General features: G+C 71.2%; 17 protein-coding genes. 10 read left to right on the top strand and 7 right to left on the bottom strand.

Annotated features, from left to right (window positions below; genetic code table 11):
• Window positions 1-34 precede the first annotated feature (34 nt).
• The 5 genes from FFS15_RS12370 (at window position 35) to FFS15_RS12390 (ending at window position 4,191) form a co-directional block, all read left to right on the top strand.
• A complete protein-coding gene (locus FFS15_RS12370) occupies window positions 35-1,138 on the top strand; it encodes an ABC transporter substrate-binding protein (RefSeq protein WP_137845334.1) in 1,104 nt (367 codons plus the stop codon).
• 6 nt (window positions 1,139-1,144) lie between these two features.
• Window positions 1,145-1,966: an ABC transporter ATP-binding protein gene (locus FFS15_RS12375; RefSeq protein ID WP_171013182.1), complete on the top strand. Its 822-nt coding sequence runs from the start codon at window positions 1,145-1,147 to the stop codon at window positions 1,964-1,966.
• Entirely contained in the window at window positions 1,963-2,775 is an 813-nt protein-coding gene (locus tag FFS15_RS12380) for an ABC transporter permease subunit (protein ID WP_249354019.1), read from the top strand. Before FFS15_RS12375 ends, FFS15_RS12380 begins: the two co-directional genes overlap by 4 nt.
• Window positions 2,772-3,677 carry an ABC transporter permease subunit gene (locus FFS15_RS12385; protein WP_137845335.1) on the top strand — a complete coding sequence of 302 codons (906 nt, stop codon included), beginning with the start codon at window positions 2,772-2,774 and terminating at the stop codon, window positions 3,675-3,677. The genes FFS15_RS12380 and FFS15_RS12385 overlap by 4 nt, the downstream gene beginning before the upstream one ends.
• Window positions 3,678-3,762: 85 nt before the next feature.
• Window positions 3,763-4,191 carry a VOC family protein gene (locus FFS15_RS12390; RefSeq protein ID WP_137845336.1) on the top strand — a complete coding sequence of 143 codons (429 nt, stop codon included), beginning with the start codon at window positions 3,763-3,765 and terminating at the stop codon, window positions 4,189-4,191.
• A gap of 15 nt (window positions 4,192-4,206) precedes the next feature.
• On the opposite strand, the gene FFS15_RS12395 is transcribed toward FFS15_RS12390, so the two are convergent.
• From FFS15_RS12395 to allB, 5 genes are all read right to left on the bottom strand, one after another.
• Window positions 4,207-5,502: a Zn-dependent hydrolase gene (locus FFS15_RS12395; RefSeq protein WP_249354021.1), complete on the bottom strand. Its 1,296-nt coding sequence runs from the start codon at window positions 5,500-5,502 to the stop codon at window positions 4,207-4,209.
• 1 nt (window position 5,503) lies between these two features.
• Entirely contained in the window at window positions 5,504-6,730 is a 1,227-nt protein-coding gene (locus FFS15_RS12400) for an alanine--glyoxylate aminotransferase family protein (RefSeq protein WP_137845337.1), read from the bottom strand.
• Between the two features lie 205 nt (window positions 6,731-6,935).
• Window positions 6,936-8,540, bottom strand: a complete 1,605-nt coding sequence (locus FFS15_RS12405; protein WP_249354023.1) for an AtzH-like domain-containing protein — start codon at window positions 8,538-8,540, stop codon at window positions 6,936-6,938.
• Window positions 8,533-9,630, bottom strand: coding sequence for an acetamidase/formamidase family protein (locus FFS15_RS12410; protein ID WP_137845338.1), 1,098 nt, complete (start codon window positions 9,628-9,630; stop codon window positions 8,533-8,535). The genes FFS15_RS12405 and FFS15_RS12410 overlap by 8 nt, the downstream gene beginning before the upstream one ends.
• A gap of 44 nt (window positions 9,631-9,674) precedes the next feature.
• Window positions 9,675-11,069: an allantoinase AllB gene (gene allB / locus FFS15_RS12415; protein WP_137845339.1), complete on the bottom strand. Its 1,395-nt coding sequence runs from the start codon at window positions 11,067-11,069 to the stop codon at window positions 9,675-9,677.
• Between the two features lie 182 nt (window positions 11,070-11,251).
• Here allB and uraD point away from each other — a divergent pair, with 182 nt between their 5' ends.
• Genes uraD through pucL form a run of 3 tightly spaced genes read left to right on the top strand, consistent with a single transcriptional unit; the run spans window position 11,252 to window position 13,040 of the window.
• Window positions 11,252-11,764 (top strand): 2-oxo-4-hydroxy-4-carboxy-5-ureidoimidazoline decarboxylase, encoded by a 513-nt coding sequence (gene uraD, locus FFS15_RS12420; RefSeq protein WP_249354025.1) that lies wholly within the window; start codon window positions 11,252-11,254, stop codon window positions 11,762-11,764.
• Window positions 11,761-12,126 carry a hydroxyisourate hydrolase gene (uraH, locus tag FFS15_RS12425; RefSeq protein WP_137845341.1) on the top strand — a complete coding sequence of 122 codons (366 nt, stop codon included), beginning with the start codon at window positions 11,761-11,763 and terminating at the stop codon, window positions 12,124-12,126. Before uraD ends, uraH begins: the two co-directional genes overlap by 4 nt.
• A gap of 2 nt (window positions 12,127-12,128) precedes the next feature.
• Window positions 12,129-13,040, top strand: a complete 912-nt coding sequence (gene pucL, locus FFS15_RS12430; RefSeq protein ID WP_137845342.1) for a factor-independent urate hydroxylase — start codon at window positions 12,129-12,131, stop codon at window positions 13,038-13,040.
• Window positions 13,041-13,316: 276 nt separating this feature from the next.
• Here the strand turns inward: pucL and FFS15_RS12435 are convergent, their stop codons facing one another.
• Window positions 13,317-14,876 (bottom strand): nucleobase:cation symporter-2 family protein, encoded by a 1,560-nt coding sequence (locus FFS15_RS12435; RefSeq protein WP_137845343.1) that lies wholly within the window; start codon window positions 14,874-14,876, stop codon window positions 13,317-13,319.
• Between the two features lie 272 nt (window positions 14,877-15,148).
• On the bottom strand, window positions 15,149-15,667 hold the full coding sequence (locus tag FFS15_RS12440) for an adenine phosphoribosyltransferase (protein ID WP_137845344.1): 519 nt from the start codon (window positions 15,665-15,667) through the stop codon (window positions 15,149-15,151).
• A gap of 52 nt (window positions 15,668-15,719) precedes the next feature.
• Between FFS15_RS12440 and FFS15_RS12445 the strand changes: the two genes are divergently transcribed.
• On the top strand, window positions 15,720-17,402 hold the full coding sequence (locus FFS15_RS12445; protein WP_137845345.1) for a glycoside hydrolase family 13 protein: 1,683 nt from the start codon (window positions 15,720-15,722) through the stop codon (window positions 17,400-17,402).
• Window positions 17,403-17,446: 44 nt separating this feature from the next.
• Entirely contained in the window at window positions 17,447-18,466 is a 1,020-nt protein-coding gene (locus FFS15_RS12450) for a LacI family DNA-binding transcriptional regulator (protein ID WP_137845346.1), read from the top strand.
• Window positions 18,467-18,486 lie beyond the last annotated feature (20 nt).

The raw sequence follows: 18,486 nt of genomic DNA on the forward strand, positions 1-18,486 counted from the left end.
CTGATCACACTGCTTCAGAAGGGGAGCCAACCCGATGGCCACACACAGCAACTTCTCGCGGCGAGCACGGCTGGGGGCCGCCGCCGCAGCATCCCTCGCCACCGTCCTCGTCCTCGCCGGCTGCGCATCCGGCGGCACCGAGCCCGCGGCATCCGGTGACGAGGAAGCCGCCTCGTACGGCGAGATCAGCGTGCAGTACTCGTGGATCAAGAACGAGGAATTCGCGGGCGAGTTCTACGCCTACGAGAACGGGTACTACGACGAGGCCGGCTTCGAGAACGTCGTCGGCATCGCCGGCCCCGACACGGGCGTCGCCAAGCTGCTCTCGGGAACCGTGCAGTTCGCGCTCAGCGACGCGGCCTCGGTCGGCGCAGCCGTCGCCGAGCAGGACGCCCCGCTGAAGATCATCGGCGCGACGTTCCAGAAGAACCCGTTCACGATCCTCTCGCTCGCCGAGGGCGGGAACATCGAGACGCCCGAAGACCTCATCGGCAAGAAGATCGGCGTGCAGGACTCCAACGCGTCGGTGTTCGCGGCGCTGCTGGCCGCCAACGGCATCGACGAGAGCGAGGTCGAGATCGTTCCCGTCGACTTCGACCCGACCCCGCTCATCAACGGCGAGGTGGACGGCTTCATGGCCTACCTCACCAACGAGGCGATCACGGTCGAGATGGCGGGCTACCCCGTCACCAACCTCGCCTACGCCGAGAACGGCCTGCCCTACGTCGCCGAGACCTTCACGGTGACCGACCAGTACCTCGCCGAGAACGCCGACCTCATCAAGGCGTTCCTCATCGCCGAGATCAAGGGCTGGACCGACACGTTCATCGAGCCGACCGACGACACCGTCGCGCTCGTGACCGACTACTACAACGAGTCGGCCGCCGCCGGCGACCTCACCTTCGGCGAGCTCGACCCCGCCAAGGTCGCAGCCGGCATCATGGCGCAGGCGCTGCTCATCTCGACCGAGGAGACCGAGGCCAACGGCCTCTTCACCATCTCGGACGAGCTCAAGGAGCAGACGCTCGCGTCGCTCGCGGCATCCGGCTGGGAGCTCGAAGCCGACGACCTGTTCGACACGACGATCATCGACGAGATCTACGAAGAGAACCCCGACCTCCTGGCATACCTGCCGTAAGGAATCATGACCATCTCTTCGAACGTGGATGCCGGTGCCCTCACGGGCACCGGCATCCAGATCACCGGAGTCTCGAAGTCGTTCGCCCTGCGCGGCGGCAAATCGCTCCTCGCCCTGCAGGACACCGACCTGCACACCGAGAAGGGCTCGTTCCTGGCCCTTCTCGGGCCCTCGGGCTGCGGCAAGTCGACGATCCTGCGGATCCTCGCGGCCCTCGAGCACCCCAGCACCGGCACGGCGCTCGTCGATGGCCAGACGCCCGACCAGTTGCGGGCGGCGAGCGAGCTGGGCATCGCCTTCCAGGACCACGCGCTGCTGCCCTGGCGCAGCGTCCGCAAGAACATCGAGCTGCCCTTCGAGGTCGCCGGCCGCCCCGTCGAGCGGGACTACGTCGACGAGCTGATCGCCCTCGTGGGCCTCAAGGACTTCGCGAACGCGAAGCCCGCCCAGCTCTCGGGCGGCATGCGGCAGCGCGCATCCATCGCCCGCGCCCTCGTGCTGAAGCCCTCGGTGCTGCTGCTGGACGAGCCGTTCGGCGCGCTCGACGACATGACGCGGCAGAACCTCAACCTCGAGCTCCTGCGCATCTGGACCGAGAAGCCCGCGACGACCCTGCTGGTCACGCACGGCATCAGCGAGGCGATCTTCCTCGCGGACCGGGTCGCGGTCATGTCGCCGCGGCCGGGCCGGGTGAAGGAGATCATCGAGATCGACCTGCCGCGCCCGCGCACGCCCGACCTCATGCGCACGCCCGAGTTCCACGCCTACGTCGACCGGGCCTCGGAGCTGCTGTTCGGTTCCGACGGACGCGCCGAAGCGGAGGCGTGAGCGTGCGCACCGTGCGGATCCCGACGTGGGCGGCCGGCTTCATCGGGGCCGCCCTGCTGATCCTGGTGTGGTGGCTGTTCTCGCTGACGGCCTTCCAGATGCAGGCGGGAACCAGCTTCACCCCGGTGCCCTCCCCCTGGGCGGTGTTCTCGTGGCTGTTCGTCGAGGGCAACATCGCGGGCGCGTGGGGCGTCTTCCAGCCCACCCTCACCGCCGCGGGGATCGGGTACCTGTGGGGCAACGGGATCGCCCTCGTGCTGGCATCCTTCGTGCTCGTCTTTCCGAAGACCGAGACCGTCGTCACCCAGATCGCGGTGGTCAGCTACTGCCTGCCGATCGTCGCGGTCGGCGGCATCTCGGTCGTCGTCCTCGGCGGCGCGAAGAGCCCCGGCGACCCGTCGGCGACCGCCATCTTCCTCGCCGCGCTCGTGTGCGTCTTCACGACGGTCGTCGGCGCGATCCTCGGCTTCAAGTCGGCCGACCGGTCAGCGCTCGACGTCGTGCGCGTCTACGGCGGCGGGTCGTGGACACAGCTGCGCAAGGTGCGCCTGATCGCGGCGCTGCCTGCCATCCTCAACGCCCTGCAGATCGCCGTTCCGACCGCGTTCCTCGGCGCCGTGCTCGGCGAGTACCTGGGCGCGATCACGGCCGGAGTCGGCCCCACGCTCATCCGACTGCAGGGGCAGCTCGACGCCGCCGGCGTCTGGTCGGTGTTCCTCCTGTGCGCGGTGTTCGCCCTCGTCGCCTACGGCCTCGTCGGCCTCGTCGTGCGATTCGTCACGCCCTGGGTTTCGGGGAGCACATCATGACCGAGAAGATCGTCGACACCGCGCACCCGCCGGCTCCTGCCACCGGCAAGCTCGTGCTCTCCGCCGACCCCGCCGCGCAGGCGCGCCTGAAGGCCGACCGCCGCCGGGCGCTGATGCGCACGATCGGCCGGTCGGTCGGCAACGCCGGCATCACCTTCGCGGTCGTGCTGCTGCTGTGGCAGGGCATCGTCAGCTTCAGCGGCATCTCGCCCTACGTCGCGAAGGGCCCGGTCGACGTCTGGAACTTCCTCTTCACCGCGGAGGATGCCGCCGAGAACCGCGCCGAGATGGCACCGCTCGTCGCCCAGACGCTCATCGACGCGTCGATCGGGTTCGTGTTCGGCATGATCACCGCGATCGTCCTCGCGGTGCTCTTCAGCCTGTCGAAGGCGGTCGAGGCCGGCGTCATGCCGCTCGTGCTGCTGCTGCGCACCATCCCGCTCGTCTCCATCGCCCCGGTCATCATCCTCATCACCGGTCGCGGCACCGTGGCATCGGTCGCCGTCATCGGCACGATCGTGGTGCTGTTCCCGGCGCTCGCCAGCATCCTCTTCGGGCTGAGCCGAGCCAGTCGTCAGAGCATCGACGTCGTGCACGTGTTCGGCGGCGGGCGCTTCACCGCGCTGCGCAAGGTGAGCTTCCCCGGCGCGGGGCCGTCTCTGTTCGCAGCCTCCCGCGTCTCGGTGCCGGGAGCCGTCACCGGCGCACTGCTGGCCGAATGGCTCTCGACCGGGCAGGGGATCGGCGGATCGATCCTGAAGTTCAACGCGCAGGCGCAGTTCACCGAACTCTGGACCTCGATCGCCCTCATCACCCTCATCACGCTGCTGCTCTACAACATCGTTCAGATCGTCGAGAACATCGTGCTGGTGCGGATGGGGATGACGCCCGGCCAGCGCTGACCCGGCTTCCGGTGCCCGTGTCGGCGGGTCGGCGTAGCGTGTCGCGCGTGCCGCGGCACCGGCTGCCGCGGCGGAGGAGCGACCGATGGCCTCCAAAGTGGGCAACATCGTGTTCTACGCCGAAGACCCCCCTGCCCTCGCGCGGTTCTGGGCGGCGACCCTCGGCTATCCCGAGCAGACGTGGGACGAGCCGCTGAAGTCGCAGCTGCTCGCGTCGGGCCTGACCGAGGCCGACCTCGCCAAGCGCGGTCTCGCCGAGGATCCGACCGGCGAAGGACCGCGCCTGTTCTTCCACCACGCCGACGGCGGCAAGGACGAGCGCAACCGCATCCATCTCGATGTCAGCGCGACGCCCGGTCGAGCGCCGACGCACGACGAGCTCGAAGCCGAGAAGAATCGCCTGGTCGCGCTCGGGGCCGAGGTGGTGCGGCTCGTCGATCAGTCGTGGGGGCCGTGGCCCGAGCATTACTACCAGCTGCGCGATCCCGAGGGCAACGAGTTCTGCCTGCAGTGACGATCGGCGTGGCGTTCAGACCGGTTCTGCCGCGCGATGCAGCACGGCTTCGGCGAGGGCCTGGATGCCGCGAGCCACGTCTCCGGCGGCGACGGCCTCGTCGGGGTGATGGCTGATGCCGTCAGGATTGCGGAGGAACAGCATCCCGACGTCCGTGACCGCCCCGATCGCCATACCGTCATGGCCGGCCCGGCTGAAGATGACGGCGGGGTCATCGGCACCGGACGGCAGAGTCGAGAGGATGCCCTCCCGCACGACATCCTGCAGGAGCGGCGCGCAGAAGACCGCGGGCGCGCTGTGGATCTCGCGCGCGTGCCAGCGGAGCCCCCGGCGACCCATGATCTCGTCGACATCGCGCGAGATGGCACCCCACACGCGGTCGCGTTCGCCGTCGAACTCGCCGCGCAGGTCGAGCGACAGCCGCGCTTCGCCGGGAATGATGTTGACCGCTCCGGGATACGCCTCGAGCTGCCCGACCGTACCGATGATGTGGTGCTCGGCCCGGCAGATGCGCTCGACGGCGAGCGCCGCCTCGCTCGCCCCCAGCAGGGCGTCGCGGCGGAGGTCGTACGGGGTTCCGCCGGCGTGCCGGGCCTCGCCCTCGACGACGAGCTGGAACCGCCGCGCGCTCGCGATCGACGAGACCACCGCGAGCGACTCGCCGCGCCGGTCGAGCTCAGGACCCTGCTCGATGTGCGCCTCGAGGTAGCCGACCAGCTCATCGGGGTGCCGTGCCGCCTCGCCGATGCGGCCGGGGTCGAGTCCGAACTCGCGGAAGGCCTCGCCGAGCGTCGTTCCGTCGGCATCCGTCAACGCCCACCAGTCGGCGTCCCACGTGCCCGCCACCGCCGACGACCCCAGCAGCGCCTTGCCGAATCGCGTGCCCTCCTCGTCTGAGAAGGCGATCACCTCGAGCGCGAAGGGGAGGGCGGGATCGGATGCCGAGCCCTCGGCCCCCGGCGGGCGGAGGAGGCGCACGACCTCGAGCGCCATCAGCACGCCCACGATGCCGTCGTAACGGCCGGCGTCGGGCACGGTGTCGAGGTGGGATCCGAGCAGGAGCGCCGGCGCATCGGGCGGGCCGATGCGGCCGAGCTGGTTGCCGGCGGCATCCTGCCTCGTGGTCATGCCGATCTCGCGCATCCACTCCGCCGCGAGGCGATTGACGCGCGCGTGCTCGGTCGAGAGGTACACGCGCTCGATCGCGCCCGACGTCGCCGACACGCGGGCGAGCTCGTCACAGCGCGCCATCACGCGGCGCGCGGCCCCGGCGATGCGGTCGTGGCCGGCGACGAGGAGGGATGCCGGCACCTCAGCCGCTCCGATAGACGTCGGCCGCGGCGGCCACCCCGCCGCCGGCCGGAACGTGTGCGCCGAAGCGGCGGAGCACCGCCTCGAGGGCGACGAGCGTCGTCAGCACAGCGTCTTCGCGGGCGTTGTAGCCCATCGTGCCGATACGCCAAACGCGACCGTGGAGGGGTCCGAACGACGTGCCGATCTCGATGCCGAAGTCCTCGAGCAGCGCCGCTCGCGCGGCATCGCCGGGAACGCCCTCGGGGATCTCGACCGCGACGACGTTGTTCATCTTGTGGGCGATGTCGCCGAACATCTCGAGCCCGAGGCCGCGGACACCTTCGAGCATCGCGGCGCCGGCGAGCCGGTGGCGCTCGATGACGGCATCCCGTCCCTCGAGGAGCAGCACCCGCGCGCACTCGCGCGCGCCGTACAGCATCGACGTCGCCTCGGTGTGGTGGTTGAGCCGGCGCGGACCCCAGTAGTCGAGGATCATGCCGAGGTCGAAGTAGTTCGAGCGCACGAAGTCGGCGGCGTCCGGGTCGCCGTCCTCGCGGATGCCGGCCTCGATCTTCGCGCGGGAGCGGATGACCTCCACGGCCCGATCCGAAAGCGTGATCGGCGCCGATCCGCTCGGCCCGCCGAGGCACTTCTGAAGCCCCGCGGTCGCGGCATCCAGCCCCCATGCATCCGCCTCGAACGCGTTGCCGCCGAGCGAGGCCGTGGCGTCGCTGTAGAAGAGCACGCCGTGCTTCGCGCAGATCGCGCCGACCTCATCCAGCGGCTGGAGCATCGTGGTCGAGGTGTCGCCCTGCACGAGCGCGAGGAGGGCGGGCCTCACGCTCACGATCGCCTCTTCGATCGCCGAGACCGGGAACACCTGCCCCCACGCCGTCTCGATCGTGTGCACCTCGGCCATCGCTCGCTCGGCGATCTCGGCGAGCAGGTGCCCGAAGCGGCCGAACACCGGCACGAGCACGCGGTCGCCGGGGCGGATGAGCGACACCATCGCGGCCTCGATGCCCGCGCGGCTCGTGCCGTCGACGAGCAGCGTCGCCTCGTTCTCGGTCGCCCAGACCCCGCGGTAGAGCTCCTGCGTCTCGGTCATCGTCGCCGTCATGAACGGGTCGTACTGTCCGACGAGCGGCGCCGACATCGCCTGCAGCACGGAGGGGTAGGCCGAGATGGGTCCGGGCCCCATGAGCAGGCGGGGCGGCGGGGCGATGGGCCCGGGGATGCCGGTCATGAGGTCTCCTGGGGGTTGACGCGATTCGGGCCCTGTTCCCTGCCCTGTTCCCTGCCCTGTTCCCTGCCCTGTTCCCTGCCCTGTTCCGCGAGTGCACGACTAACCGCCGAGTGCACGGCATACCGCCGAGCGCACGGCCTACCCGCGCGGCGAAGCCGTGCACTCGGCGATGGGGAGGGGGCGGGGGCGGCGGGGGCGGGGGCGGTCACGGGGCGACCGCCTCGGCGAGGCGGCGGGCGAGGCGCACCAGGGCGATGTCGGTGCCGGATCGCGCCGTGACACAGACACCGACCGGCGCGGGACCGAGCTGCGACGGCACGGTGAGCAGCGGCGCCGAGAGCGACGGGAGCCCGGCGACCGCGGCGGGCGTCGTCATGCGGAGCGTGTCGATGCGCACGGCGTTCACGCGATCGCCCGCGGCCGTGCGCATCGGCGCGGGTCCGGGCACGGTCGGCATCAGCAGCACGGCGCCGGCGACGAGCGCGTGCAGGCGGTCGGCGAGCGGCTCGAGCGCGCGGCGCGCGGCCTGCTCGTCCTCGGCGGTGACGACGGATGCCGCGCGGAGGCGCTCCGCGACGGCGGGCCCGACGGCATCCGGGTGCGCCGTCACCCACTCGCCGTTGTTGCGCCAGGCCTCCGCCCCCTGCACGGTGCGGAACGGAACGAAGTACTCGTCGAGTTCGCCGATCGACACGGTCTCGACGGGCGCAGCATCCGTCGACGAAGCGAGCGCGGCGAGCAGTGTCTCGAACGCCACGCGGGTGTCGGGTTCGACCGCGGCGAGCACCTCGGCCGGCACGACGAAGCGCCAGGGCAGGTCGTCGTCCGACTCGCCGTACACCTTCTCGGTCGATTCCGACCCGTCGTAGCTCAGGCACCAGTCGGCCACGCGCTGCAGGGTCTCGCCGTCGCGGGTCAGCCACCCGACCGTGTCGAACGACTGCGCGAGAGGGAGCAGCCCCTGTCGCGGCACGAGGCCGTGGGTCGTGCGGAGTCCCCACAGCCCCTGGTACGACGCGGGTACCCGCACGGATCCCGCGGTGTCGGTCGCGAGGCCGATGTCGGCCTGGCCGGTGGCGACGGCGGATGCCGGACCGCTCGACGATCCGCCGGGGAGAGCCCCCGGCAGCGCGCCGTTGGGCGGGGTGCCGTAGTGCACGTTGTCGCCCGCGATGCTGTACGCGAACTCGTCGGTGCGGGCGATGCCGCGCAGCGACGCTCCGCCGCGCAGCAGATCGGTGACGGATGCTGCGGTGGTCGTCTCTGCGCGTGCCGAATCGAGGAAGGTCGGGTTGCCGGCGCCGATGCGGTAGCCCTTGATCGCGAAGAGGTCCTTGACCGCCACCGTCAGACCGGCGAGCGCTCCCTGCCACGCGCCTTGCCAGAGCGGCGACCCGACGGTGCGCCACACCGAGGTGTCGAGGGCCTGGGCGCGCGGCGTGACGTGGGCCGCGGTGATCGACCACGTGCCGTCGATGAGCTGCCACAGCTGGGTCTGCAGTCCGGTGCCGCCGCCGGCGTAGCGCGAGATCGAGACGAGGAGGGCGACGCCGGGAGCGAGTTCGCGGTACTCGATGCGCTCGATGACCCGTTTCGGCACACCGCCACGCGTGCCGCGGAAGGCGCTGATCGCCTCGTGGCCGACCAGCAGGCCTGCGGCGTCGCCGCGCATGGTTCCCACGCCCGGCGCAAAGGCGGCATCGAGCGCGTCGAGGTCGTTCGCGATGATCGCCCGCTCGTACTGCTCGAACGCGGCGAGGAGGTCAGCGGGCACGGCGTCGGCGCCGCGGATGCCGCTCGGCTCAGCCACGATCCACCCCGGCGAAGTCGGACTCACGGATACGCGCGTGCACGCCGCACACGATGTCGACCACCTGCGAGATGTCGAAGTCGGTCGCGGCGCTGAGGTACGCGTAGGCGAGGTGCTCGTCGAGGCCCCAGCGTGCCCGGATCAACGCGATCGCCGCGCGCACGCAGTTGCGCATCGCGACGTTCAGGTCGGGGTCGAGTCCGGTCGGCACGATGTAACCTCGCGCCCGGACGAGCGGACCCAGCACGTCACCGAACTCGCGCAGCGCCTCCGCCCGCGGCACGACGTCGAACCGCAGCGTCGCCCGCAGCGATGCCTCGAGCGCGGTGAGGGCGACCTCGCCGTCGCCCTGCGCGAAGTGCGGGTCGCCGACGTAGGCGAGGGCGCCGTCGACCTGCACCGGCAGGTAGAGGACGGCGCCTTCGGTCAGCAGATTGATGTCGATGTTGCCGCCGTGGGATCCGGGCGGCACCGAGTGCGGGCGCTCCCCACCCGCCACCGCGACGCCCATCGTGCCGAGGAACGGCGCGAGCGGGAACTCCACCACCCGCTCGCCGCCCTCGACGACCGGAAGAAGCCCGACGAGTCCCCCGTCGCGCTCGGCGACCGGGGCGAAGACGCTGACGTTCGCCTCTCCCCGCGGGAGCTCGCCGACGAGTGCCCCCTTGCCGTGCCGGTTCGAGATCACGCCGTACGGCACGCGCGGATCGAGCCGCACGACCGTGATCGCGAGCAGGTCACCGGGCCGAGCCCCCTCGACACGGATCGGGCCGGTGACCACGTGGGGTCCGTCTGCGCTGGGGTCGCGGGCGAGGGTCGCGGCGATCTCGATCGCATCGTCGAGGACGGCTGCGGCATCCACCCCGTGCCCGCCGAAGAACGCCAGCGGATCCTTCCCCTGGTCCTCGAGGATGCCCTCGTGGCTCACGGTGTCGATCGTGACGGTGTCGCCCGGCGCGATCGTGAGGACGGCGGCATCCGTCTCGCAGGGAAGCCGGCCCCACACCACGTTCACCGGCGCCGCGGGCAGATAGTGGTCGCCGGGGATGGGCCCCCGGCCCCGCTGCAGGACCTCGGTCACCGTGCGCATGCGCCCATCCAATCCCATCGGCGTCGTCTCGTGTCGGGTATCGGTCACTCGGCGTCGGCGGGGGCCGTCACGAGCAGGCGTCCGCGCGGCTTGCCGCGGAATCGCGGCGCCTCGCCCGCGCCGCCCTCGGTGACGTTGTAGATCGCCTTCCCGTGCACCCACGTACGGCGGATGCGGCCGGTGAGGAGCCGATGGTCGTAGGCTGTGATCGGGTTCTTGTGCAGCAGTCGTGCGGCGTCGATCGGGAACGCGTCGTCGACCCCGAACACCGTCAGGTGCGCCGGTGCGCCCACCGCGATGATGCCGGCGTCGACACCGGCGACGGTGGCGGGCCCGGTCGTGAAGAGGGGAAGGATCGCCTCGAGGGGGATGCCGCGGTCTCGCGCGTCGGTCCACACGGCCGACAGTCCCACCTGCAGCCCGGCGATGCCGCCCCATGCGAGGCCGAAGTCGCCGCCGCCCGAGCGCTTGAGATCGACCGTCGACGGCGAGTGGTCGCTGACGATGGCGTCGATCGTGCCGTCGACGACGCCCGCCCACAGCAGGTCGCGGTTGGCGGCGTCGCGGATCGGTGGGCAGCACTTGAACTCGCTCGCGCCGTCGGGGATCTCCTCGGCCGTGATCGTCAGGTAGTGCGGGCACGTCTCGACCGTGAGCGCGATGCCCTCGGCCTTCGCCGCGCGGATCGCGGGCAGCGAATGCGCATCGCTGAGGTGCAGGATGTGCGCGCGAGCGCCCGAGCGGCGAGCCGCATCGATGACGGCGTCGATCGCCGAGGCCTCGCTCTTCGCCGGCCGCGACGCCAGGAACGCGTCGTAGCCCCGGCCGAGCGCGCCGTGGTCGTGCAGCAGCGCGGGGTCTTCCGCGTGGACGATGAGGCGCGATCCGAGCGCGGCGATCTCCTCCATCGCGGCGCCGAGCTGAACTCGGTCGAGATGCCCGAACTCGTCGACGCCCGACGGCGACAGGAAGCACTTGAACCCGTACACCCCCGCGTCGTGGAGAGGCCCGAGTGCGCCGAGGTTCTCGGGCACGGCCCCGCCCCAGAACCCGACGTCGATGTAGGCCGAGGGGGCCGCGGCGGCGCGCTTGATCGCAAGCGCGTCGACCGTTGTCGTGGGCGGGAGCGAGTTGAGCGGCATGTCGACGATCGTCGTCACGCCGCCCGCGGCTGCGGCGAGGGTGGCCGAGCGGAAGCCCTCCCACTCCGTGCGTCCCGGCTCGTTCACGTGCACGTGCGAATCGACGAGCCCCGGCAGCAGCACCGCGTCGTCGGGCACGAGGACGGTCGTCGCGATGACGCGGTCGCGGAGGCCCACGATGTCGGCGACGACGCCGTTCTCGACCACGACGGCCGCGGGCCGGAATCCACCGTCGACCCACACGCGTGCGGCGCGGATGACGGTGATCCGGGCGGAATCCTTGTTCGCTCTCGGCATCCGGTCCCCCTTCCTGCGTGCCAGCCTGACCGATCGACGTCTCCGCTGGTTGCCCGGCGCGTTTCGGTCGTGTGAAACGTATGCCCGGCAACAGGGTTTTTACACCCGGGTAACCGTCGGAGCGTGTCGCGGTCGTAGCGTGGGGCAGAGGCCCGGTCGCGGCCGTGGACGGGAGCGCAGACGTGGGCATCGACGAGTTCGACGAGGCGGATGCCGCCGCCGCCGTCGCGGTCGTGCTCGTGTGGGCTGCCATCCCCGCGTGGGCCGAAGCGGTGGTCGCCGGTCGCCCCTACGGCTCGGTCGACGCGCTCACCGCGCACGCGGGCGCCCTCGCCCGGGACTGGACCCGCGACGACCTCGACGCCGCCCTCGCCCACCACCCCCGTATCGGCGAGCGCCCCGCGGGCTCGGGCGCGGAGGCTGCGGCATCCGTCCGTGAGCAGGCGTCGATGCAGGATGCCGCCGACGACGTCACCGCCCGGATCGCTGCGGGCAATCGCGCGTACGAGGAGCGGTTCGGCCGGGTGTTCCTGATCCGCGCGGCGGGCCGCTCGCCGGAGGAGATGCTCGCCGAGCTCGAACGGCGCCTCGGCAATGATCCCGACAGCGAGTGGCGGGAGGCGGCATCCCAGCTCGCCGAGATCGCGCTCGGACGGATGCGCGCGACGATCACGGACGACAGGATGGCGTCATGAGCTCGCACATCACGACCCACGTCCTCGACGCCGCCACCGGATCCCCCGCCGTCGGAGTCGGCGTCGTGCTCGCCGCGGTCTCGGGCGAGACGGTGGTGGCCGAAGCCCCGGGCGCGGTCATCGCGCACGGAAGCACCGATTCCGACGGCCGGCTCGCGCTCGGCCCCGAGCAGCTCGCGGCGGGCGACTACACGCTCACCTTTCTCACCGGCGAGTACTTCGCCGAGCGATCCGTCCCGACCTTCTACCCCTTCGTCACCGTGACGTTCAGCGTCGAGATCGCGGCCGACGGCACCAGCGCGCACCTGCATGTGCCGCTGCTGCTCAGCCCGTTCGCGTATTCGACCTACAGAGGGAGCTAGTCATGGTCTCGGTGAGCCTCGGCGCCAACAAGTACGGCAAGGCGGAGAACCGCGTCGTGCGGATCTACCGCGACACCCCGCGCCACGAGATCGTCGATCTCAACGTGTCGTCGCAGTTGCGCGGCGCTGCCCTCGTCGACTCGTACCTGACGGGCGACAACGCGCTCGTCGTCGCCACCGACACCCAGAAGAACACCGCGTTCGCGTTCGCGAAGGAGTTCGGCATCCCCTCTCCCGAGGAGTACCTGCTGCGCCTCGGGGAGCACTACGTGTCGGAGTTCGACTGGATCGAGGGCGGGCTCTGGCACGCCGAGCAGTACGAGTGGGAGCGGATCGTCGTAGGCGGCGTGCCGCACGACCACTCGTTCGTGCGGAAGGGCCAGGGCACGCGGCTCGCCGCCGTGCAGACGATCGACGGCGCGACGCACGTGACCGGCGGCGTCAAGGACCTGACGGTGCTGAAGTCGACGGGGAGCGAGTTCGCCGGCTTCCCGCGCGACCGGTACACGACGCTCGTCGAGACGAACGACCGCATCATGGCGACGTCGGTGACCGGTCGCTGGCGGTTCCTGCCCGCGGCGGTCGAAGCCGGGATCGACTACAACGGCCTGTACGCCGAGGTGCTCGACGTGCTGCTGGCGACGTTCGCGACCGTGCACTCGCTCGCCCTGCAGCAGACGCTGTTCGCGATGGGGCAGGCCGCGATCGAGGCACGGCCCGAGATCGCCGAGGTGCGCTTCGCGATGCCGAACAAGCACCACTTCACGTACGACCTGTCGCCCTTCGGGCTCGAGAACCCGGGCGAGGTCTTCTGGGCCGCCGACCGCCCCTACGGGCTGATCGAGGGCACCGTCACGCGCGACGGCGCCGCCGAGGCGCCCGGCGCGTGGGTGGATCTGCCCGCTTTCGTCTGAGGCCGACGGTTCGCGCGGCGAGGCCGCGCACGCGATGGCGCCACTTTCCGGCATCCGCGCCATCGATCTGTAGAGCGGATGCCGGAAACTGGCGCCGACGTGTTGTCGACGGCGGGGCCGGGCTTTTCCGGTCGCCCGGGCCCCCGCCGTCGTTCGATCGGAGGGCGCGAGCACTGCCTCCGACTTTCCTCAGACACTGGCAGGTCTCCGAACGCACGCACCCCACGCCTCCGGGGTGCGCCGAGATCCGGAGCTGTGCGGATCCGAGAAGCGCTGCTACGGGGCCGGGTCGGCCGTGCCCCGTCCGGGTTCGGGTGACGTCGGCTCGGGTGACGCGTCGACGGATGCTGCGGCATCCGTCCTCTCGCCCTCGAGAAGCTGGGTCGGGATGAGCCCCGTGCCCTCGGCCTGCGGGTGGACGAGTGCGGCAGCCGCCGGGCCGCGCACCGCGTCGTAGGCGCCGAGGGCGGGGTCGCCCGCTGCCGCGGCGCGCATCTCGTCGGAGTTCAGCAGCAGATTCAGCAGGATCGCGGTGATCGCGCCCGCCGAGATGCCCGAGTCGAAGATCAGCGTGAACCACTGCGGGAACTGGTCGTAGATCGTCGGCGCGACGGTCGGCAGGAGCGCCACCCCGACCGAGATCGCGACGATCAGCACGTTGCGGTTGTTGAACTTCACTTTCGTGAGGGTCCGGATGCCGGATGCCGCCACCATGCCGAATAGCGCGATGCCCGCGCCGCCGAGGACCGCGCGGGGAACGCCCTCGACGATCGACGAGATCTTGGGGATGAGCCCCAGCACCACGAGGATGACGCCGGCGGCGGTCGCGACCCACCGCGACCTCACGCCCGTGAGCGAGACGAGCCCGACGTTCTGCGCGAACGCGGTGTACGGGAAGGTGTTGAAGATGCCGCCGATCACGGTGCCGAGGCCGTCGGCGCGGAGGCCGTCGGCGAGCTGGCGCCGACCCACCGGCTTCTCGACGATCTCGCCGACGGCGATCATGTCGCCGGTGGTCTCGGTCATGATCACGATGCCGACGATGATCATCGACACGACCGACGCGACCTGGAAGGTCGGAAGACCGAAGTGGAAGGGCGTGACGACAGCGAACCACTGCGCATCGCCGACAGCCGACCAGTCGACCATGCCCGGCACGAAGAGGGCGGCAACGGTTCCGAGCACGAGGCCGAGCAGCACCGAGACGCGCTGCAGCGCGGGTGGCCCGAAGCGCTCGATCAGCACGATGAGCAGCAGCGTTCCGAAGGCGAACGCGACGTTGATGGGCGGTGCGCCCTCGGTCGAGCCGTCGATGATCCAGCCGGCGGCGACCCGCATGAGCGAGAGTCCGATGATGAGGATCACGGTGCCCGTCACGATCGGCGGGAAGAACCGCAGCAGCTGCGAGAAGAACGGCGCCACGATGATCATGAACAGACCGCAAGCTATCGTCGCGCCGAATACCGCCTGGATGCCCTCGCTCTGCCCGATTGCGATCATCGGCCCGACGGCGGCGAACGTGACGCCCTGCATGAGCGGGAGCCTCACCCCGAACCGCCAGAATCCGACCGACTGGATGATCGTCGCGATGCCGGCGACGAACAGGTCGGCGCTGATGAGGAACGCGAGGTCGGCGGAGGAGTACCCGAGCGCCCCGCCCACGATGAGGGGCACCGCGACCGCGCCGGCGTACATCGCGAGCACGTGCTGCAGACCGAGCGGGAACAGCCGTGCGAACGGCGGGATCGAGTCGACGGTGTTCGCCGCCGCGCGCTCGCGTCGCGCCGCCTTCTTCGCAGCCTTGTCGACCTCGGCCGGATCGTCGGTCTTCGTCATCGCGCGCTCCCGTCGTCGCGGAGCGCAGAGGGAGACGCGCTCCGTTGCTGACTCCGAAGCATGGCGGGCAGCATCCGTCCTCCGCCAGGTCGGACCGCGACTCGTCGCAAGGAATTCACGCCCCGAAACAGCCCCGCAATGCGGCTCGCCCGTCAGCTCTCCACGTGCACAACGGCGGGTGGATGCTGCGACGCGCCGGCCGGCGGCATCCGTCCCCCGGCCTGTCGTCCGCTGCGCCCGCAGCTGTGCACGACCCCGAGCGCGTACACGGGTCAGGCGGTGAAGACGGCGTGCACGTCGCCGACGGCGGCGCGGCCGCCGAGGGCGGCGAGCTCCATCAGCACGGCGGTGCCGACGACGGTGCCGCCGAGCTCGGCGACGAGGGAGTGGGCCGCGACGAGGGTGCCGCCGGTGGCGAGCACGTCGTCGATGAGCAGCACGCGCATGCCGGGCGTGATGTCGTCGTGCGCCTCGATCGTCGCGGTGCCGTACTCGAGGGCGTAGTCGACGGATGCTGCGGGCCGGGGGAGCTTGCCGGCCTTGCGGATCGGCACGAGGCCTGCTCCCGCCTCCATCGCGGCGGCTCCGGCCAAGAGGAACCCGCGGGCCTCGACGCCGGCGACGACGTCGAACTGCCCGGCGAACGGCGCGATCAGCGCGTCGATGACCGCGCGGAGGGCCGCGGCATCCGCCAGCAGGGGTGTGATGTCGCGGAACAGCACGCCGGGCTCGGGGTAGTCGGGGATCGAGCGGATGAGCGATTCGGCGCGGGTCAGGGCTTCGGAGGACATGCGCCCACCCTAGAGGCGTCGGGAATGTAAGCGCTTGCAGTACCCTGGAGGGATGACCTCGCCCGAGACCGCCGAACGCAGCGCCGTGTTCCCCGCCCACGCCGGCTCCGAGTGGTGGCGCACCGCCGTCATCTACCAGATCTACCCGCGCTCGTTCGCCGACCAGTCGGGCGACGGCATCGGCGACCTCCCAGGCGTCACGGCGCACCTCGACGACCTCCGCGACCTCGGTGTCGACGCGATCTGGCTGAGCCCCTTCCAGCGCTCGCCGCAGAAGGATGCCGGCTACGACGTCGCCGACTACTGCGACGTCGACCCGCTCTTCGGCACGCTCGTCGACTTCGACGACATGCTCGCGGCGGCGCATGAGCGCAGCATCCGCGTGATCGTCGACCTGGTGCCCAACCACTCGTCCGACCAGCACGTGTGGTTCCAAGAGGCTCTCGCCGCCGCGCCCGGCAGCGCCGCACGCGCGCGCTACATGTTCCGCGACGGCCAGGGCGTCGAGGGCGAGATCCCCCCGAACAACTGGGAGTCGGTCTTCGGCGGCCCCGCGTGGACCCGCATCGTCGAGCCCGACGGCACGCTCGGCCAGTGGTACCTGCACATCTTCGACTCGTCGCAGCCCGACTTCGACTGGGGCAACGACGAGGTGCGCGAGGAGTTCCGGCGCATCCTGCGCTTCTGGCTCGACCGGGGCGTCGACGGCTTCCGCGTGGACGTCGCCCACGGCATGATCAAGGCCGAGGGCCTGCCCGACTACAGCCCCGACCCCGAGGCCGGCTCGATGGGCGGCGAAGAGGCCGACGTGCCGTACTGGGGTCAGGACGGCGTGCATGAGATCTACCGCGACTGGCACATTCTCCTCGCCGAGTACGACGGCGACCGGGCCCTCTGCGCCGAGGCGTGGCTGCCCACGCCCGAGAAGACGGCGCTGTGGGTGCGTCCCGACGAGATGCACCAGGCGTTCAACTTCGCCTACCTCGAGACGGCGTGGGATGCCGCGGCCCTCCGTGCCGTCATCGCGCAGTCGATCGCCGCGTACTCGGACGTCGGCGCGCCGAGCACGTGGGTGCTCTCCAACCACGACGTCGTGCGCCACGCGTCGCGCCTCGCGCTCACCGCCGAGAACCCCCAGGGCCACGGCATCGGCCCCGAGTCGCCCGGCAAGCCCATCCCCGAGGTGGGGCTCCGCCGCGCTCGCGCCGCGACGACGCTCATGCTCGCGCTCCCGGGCTCGGCCTACCTGTACCAGGGCGAGGAGCTCGGGCTTCCCGAGGTCATCGAGATCCCCGGCGAGGCGCGTCAGGACCCCACGTGGTTCCGCACGAACGGCGAGCGCTACGGTCGCGACGGCTGCCGCGTGCCGATCCCATGGACCGCGGATGCCGCCGCCTACGGCTTCAGCCCGACCGGCGCCGCCTGGCTCCCCCAGCCCGCCGAGTGGGCTGGGCTCGCCCGCGACGCGCAGGTCGGCGACCCCGACTCGACGCTGTCGCTGTACCGGGCGCTCACCGCTCTCCGTCGCGAGCATGGTCTCGGCGCCGGCTCGCTCGAGTGGCTCGAGGGCTTCGGCACCGACGTCGTGGCGTTCCGCAACGGCGCCGTCACCGTCGTGGCGAACACCGGTGCGACGTCGGTGGCGCTGCCGGACGGTATCGTGATCGCGCAGAGCGGTCCGCTCGCGGGGGACGAGCTGCCGGCCGATACGACGGTCTGGCTCACGAACGACTGAGACGCGCGCGGCCTACGGGACGCTGCGAGAAGTGGGATGACGACGTGGTCAGCATCGACGAGGTGGCCCGCCACGCGGGCGTCTCGACGGCGACCGTCTCGCGCGCGCTGAGCGGTCGCGGCCACGTCTCGGATGCCACGAAGGCGCGGGTCGAGGCCGCCGCGAAGAGCCTCGGCTACGTCGTGTCGGCATCCGCATCGAGCCTCGCGTCGGGCCGCACGCGCAACATCGGGGTGCTCGTGCCGTTCCTCGACCGCTGGTTCTTCTCGACGGTGCTCAGCGGCATCGCGTCGGCGCTCATGCGCCGCGGCTACGACATCACGCTCTACAGCCTCACCGCCGACCGCGCGGAGCGCCGCGACGTGTTCGACACGTTCCTGCGCCGGCAGCGCGTCGACGGCGTCATCGCCATCGCGATCGAGCTCGGCGAGGAGGAGACCGGGCGCCTGCTCGAGCTCGACCTGCCGGTCATCGCGATCGGCGGCCCGAACCCCCGGCTCACGACCCTCACCGTCGACGACGTCGCCGTCGCGCGGCTCGCGACCGAGCACCTGCTGGCCCTCGGGCATCGCGAGATCGCCCACATCGGCGCGAACCCGCAGTTCGACATCGACTTCCACATCCCCACGCAGCGCCGGCAGGGCTTCGAGCAGGCGCTGGCCGATGCCGGCCTCACCGCCCGCCCGGCCCTCTACGAGCCGGCCGACTTCACGATCGAGGGCGGCTTCCGCGCCGCCAAGCAGCTGCTCGGCAAGCCCGGAGGCCGCCCGACCGCGATCTTCGCGGCATCCGATGAGATGGCGATCGGAGCCCTGCTGGCCGCCCGCGAACTCGGCTACCGCGTGCCCGAAGACCTCTCGGTCGTGGGCATCGACGGTCACGAGCTGGGCGACTTCTTCCGCCTCACCACCGTCGACCAGTTCCCGCTCGGGCAGGGCGAGCGCGCGGCCGACGCGATCCTGGCGGAGCTCGAATCGAAGGATGCCGCCCCCCTCGCCCACGAGCCGGGCGAGCTGCCGTACGAGCTCATCGTCCGGGGCTCGACAGCCCGGCTCGTCTCCTGATCCCCCGGGACGCCCCGCCC

It is taken from the genome of Microbacterium sp. 2FI (assembly GCF_005502885.1).
Lineage (GTDB): Bacteria > Actinomycetota > Actinomycetes > Actinomycetales > Microbacteriaceae > Microbacterium.